We start from the raw sequence: 3,681 nt of genomic DNA on the forward strand, positions 1-3,681 counted from the left end.
CCATGCGGATGGTGACCTTGATGCGGTTGTTGAACGCCTCGAGCCTGGCGTTGGAGTAGCCGAGCTCGATCGTGCGCAGGATGTCGGGCCGGCGTCTCCTGATCTTCCTGGAGAGTTCGACGATCTCGGGGATGCGGCTGTGGGACGCCCAGAATACCCAGTGTTTGAGCTCTCCGCGGGCCTGTTCGATGGGGTGTCTGAGCAGGTTGCGCAGGAGTTCCTTGAGCCGCCATGCGCGGTAGAGCTGTCCCCTGGGATCCGTGTTCCCCAACGCGGTGAGGGATTCGTCCTGCCGTCCGGTGAGATGGTCGGGGTTCTTCAGGACCGCGTACCTGACGCCGCGCATGCGTTTCGTGGTCTCCTCGTCGCCTTCGCGTCTGGCCTGGTTCCAGAGGCGTTTCCTGACCTGGTCGAGCGCGTCGCTCATCCAGGAGACGATGTGGAAGCCGTCGAGCACGCGCTGCGCGTCCGGGCACCATTCGCGCACGCATGAGTCGATCCAGCGTGCGCCGTCGCCGGTGACGACCCGGATGGAGGCGCGCTGCCCGTCGGTGAGCTGCCGGAAGAACAGGTCGAACACGTCCCTGCCGTACCCGTCGTGCGCCCAGATGACACGGCGCCGCTCGTGGTCGACGACGACGGTGATGTACGTGTGGCCCTTGCGGTAGCTGGTCTCGTCCACGCCGATCGACGTGAGGCCGTCGAACGGCGAGGGCATGGTCTCCTTGAGTGTATTGCTTCAATGTTTGTTCAGCAGGTTGAGCGGTGTTTTCCCGCAGTGTGGGCTGATGGTTTTCCCCGGTGTCGTCATCGTCTTCGGATGATGTGAGAGGCATCGGTCCGCCGCCTGTATATTCCCGAGTGCCGATTGGTTGTTTCGGCCGGTTGCCGCCGGCCGGTGCTCGGGAAGGAAAGGATCATGGCGATACCGATGCCCATTGTGCAAGATATCAGGAGACTGGACCGGCAGGGGTTGTCTCGTTCGGAGATAGCGCGGCGGCTGCGTGTGGATCGCGGGACGGTCGCGAAGTACGCGGACGTGGAGGATCTGAGTCCGAGGCGTCCGGACGACCGGCGGTACGGGTCGAAGATCGACGAATTCGCCGCGGTGGTGGACGGCTGGCTGGAGGCTGATCGCCGTATGCCGCGCAAGCAGCGGCATACGGCTAGGCGCGTGTACGACCGGCTGGTAGAGGAGCATGGTTACGAGGGCTCGTATTCCGTGGTGCAGCGGTATGTGAAGCGTTGGCGGGAGACGAACCGGGAGTCGTCGGCCGCGTTCCTGGACTTGTCGTGGGCTCCGGGAGTGATGCAGGTCGATTTCGGGGTGGCGTTGGCCACGGTCGCGGGGCGTGAGACGGAGACGCATTGTCTGGTGGTCTCGTTCCCGTGGTCGAACATGCGGTACTGCGTGGCGATGCCCGGGGAGAACGCGGAGTGCCTGTGCGCGGGGCTGATGCTCGTGTTCGCGCATGTGGGCGGCGTCCCTCCGGTCATGGTGATGGACAACGCCACCGGCGCCGGGCACAGGGACGCGAAGGGCGAGATCACGCTCACCCGCGTGTTCGAGTCGTTCGTGGCGCACCACCGGCTCGAGGTACGCTTCTGCAACCCGTATTCGGGTCATGAGAAGGGCAGCGTGGAGAACGCGGTCGGGTTCCTGCGGCGCAACATCATGGTCCCGCCTATGCGCGCGGAGTCATACGAACAGTTGTCGCGTCTCATGCTGGAGCGGTGCGACGCCCTGGCCGGCTCGTCGTACTGCCCGCGGCTGATGGACGTGCCCGTCACGGAGGTGTTCGCCGAGGACAGGGCGGCGTTGACGCCGTTGCCGTCCACGGTGTTCGACCCGGTGCGCTGGGAGTCGAGGAAGGCCGACAAGCACGGCCGGATCAACATCGACTCCCGCTCCTATCTGGCCGGCGGCGCATGGGCCCGTCGGCGCGTGCAGGCCGCGGTCCGGTGGGACGCCGTCACGCTCGTCGATCCCGACACCGGCGTGGTTCTGGCCGAATACCCGCGTCCCTACGGGGGCGGACCGCGTGTTCTGCAGGACCCGGCGCTGGTGATGCCCATGCTCGCCGCGCGCCCCGGCGCGTGGGGCGAGAGCCCGATACGCCCCGACGTGCCCGACGACATCCGCGGCTGGCTCGACTCCATGGACGGCAAGACCCTCAGGGAAAGCCTCAAAGCGATAGCCCACGCGTGCGCCGCCGCGGGTTTCGATTCCGTGATGCAGGCGTGCGGTGAGATCCTCGCCTGCAACAAGGACATGGGACTGCACGAGGACACCCTCACCCCGATCGCATTGCGCATGCGCGACGGCGACTGGGAATACCCCGGCGCGATGGACGAACCCGACCTAAGCGGCTATGACGAGTTCATCACCGGCACCGGCCATGACGACGGGAGGCGGGGACGATGAGCGTCAGACCCGATCCCGCGGTCCCGGAGACCCGCCGCAGGCGGGCGTCCACGACCGAGAAAAGCGAACGGATCCTGAAAATGAGCCGCGGCCTTCCCCTGACGCGCGGCGTGCTCGCCGACATGCTGGCCGAGGCCACGCCCAACCAGCTCGACCTCATCGAACGCTGGTTCACGGCCGAACTCGACTCACGCGAGCAATCCAGACGCGTCCGCCTCCTGAGGCAGGCCGGATTCCCGGCCGACAAGACACTCGACGGCTACGACTGGACCAACCTGAAAATGCCCGCCGACTGGGGGCGCGAACAACTCGAGACCCTCGGGTTCGTCGACCGATGCGAGGACCTCGTGCTCTACGGGAGCGTCGGCACCGGCAAAAGCCATCTCGCCATCGCGATCGGCAGGCTCGCCTGCGCAAGAGGCATCCCCGTCCGGTTCTTCACCGCGACCGGCCTGCTCATGCGCCTGCGGCGCGCCCAACAGGAGAACCGGCTCGACAAGGAGCTCGCCGCCATAGGCAAGGCCAGGCTCCTGATCATCGACGAGTTCGGCTACCTGCCCATCGACGAGGAAGGCAGCCGCCTCCTCTTCCAGATCATCAGCGACAGCTACGAGACAAGGAGCATCATCTACACCACCAACATCGAATTCAGCGGATGGGGACGCGTCCTGGGCGACAAGAACATGGCAGCGGCCCTCATCGACCGCACCGTCCACCACGGACGACTCATCAGATTCGAGGGCCGCTCCTACCGCAGCCAGCACGCCCTCATGACCAAATAACCAACACAACAACACAACACAGGCAGGCAGCGGCCGATACCGCACACCCTGCGGGGAACCCGCCACCCATCCTGCGGAAAAACACCGCTCACAACGAGGTGGTGCCGTTTTCTTGGACTGGGGGTTCCGGGAGGCGGGCCATGGTGAAGTATACGAGGGAGCAGCGGCGGCGTGCGGTGGAGTTGTATGTCCGGTATGAGTGCTGTGCGGCGGATGTGATCCGGGAGTTGGGGTATCCCAGCCGGGAGGCGTTGCGTATGTGGCATCGGGACTGGCTCGAGGAGCAGGAGACCGGGGTGCCGTCGAGGCGTGGGGAGCGGTATGCGCGCTACACGTTGGAACAGAGGCGGGCCGCGGTGGATCATTACCTGACGCACGGGCGGCGAGCGAGCCGTACGATACGCCAATTGGGGTATCCGAGCAAGGAGGTGCTGGCCTCGTGGATCGACGAGCTCGCGCCCGGCGAACGCCGCG

General features: G+C 65.8%; 3 protein-coding genes and 1 pseudogene. 3 read left to right on the forward strand and 1 reads right to left on the reverse strand.

Going from position 1 to position 3,681, the window contains the following annotated elements:
- The coding region (locus Uis1B_RS12405) for an ISL3 family transposase (protein WP_243390367.1) at window positions 1–718 on the reverse strand (718 nt) is incomplete at its 3' end.
- Between the two features lie 201 nt (window positions 719–919).
- Between Uis1B_RS12405 and istA the strand changes: the two genes are divergently transcribed.
- The 3 genes and pseudogenes from istA to Uis1B_RS11500 all read left to right on the forward strand — a co-directional run.
- Window positions 920–2,425 (forward strand): IS21 family transposase, encoded by a 1,506-nt coding sequence (gene istA, locus Uis1B_RS11490; RefSeq protein WP_101618375.1) that lies wholly within the window; start codon window positions 920–922, stop codon window positions 2,423–2,425.
- Entirely contained in the window at window positions 2,422–3,207 is a 786-nt protein-coding gene (istB, locus tag Uis1B_RS11495) for an IS21-like element helper ATPase IstB (protein ID WP_101618376.1), read from the forward strand. Before istA ends, istB begins: the two co-directional genes overlap by 4 nt.
- Before the next feature lie 140 nt (window positions 3,208–3,347).
- Window positions 3,348–3,681: pseudogene (locus Uis1B_RS11500) on the forward strand (IS3 family transposase); the annotation flags it as partial.

Origin of the sequence: Bifidobacterium margollesii (assembly GCF_002860355.1) — a bacterium.
Classification (GTDB): domain Bacteria; phylum Actinomycetota; class Actinomycetes; order Actinomycetales; family Bifidobacteriaceae; genus Galliscardovia; species Galliscardovia margollesii.

What these genes read in the sequence shown, in the direction of transcription:
- istB (WP_101618376.1), top strand. Translation starts at nt 2,422, where the DNA reads ATGAGCGTCAGACCCGATCCCGCGGTCCCGGAGACCCGCCGCAGGCGG.
- istA (WP_101618375.1), top strand. Translation starts at nt 920, where the DNA reads ATGGCGATACCGATGCCCATTGTGCAAGATATCAGGAGACTGGACCGG.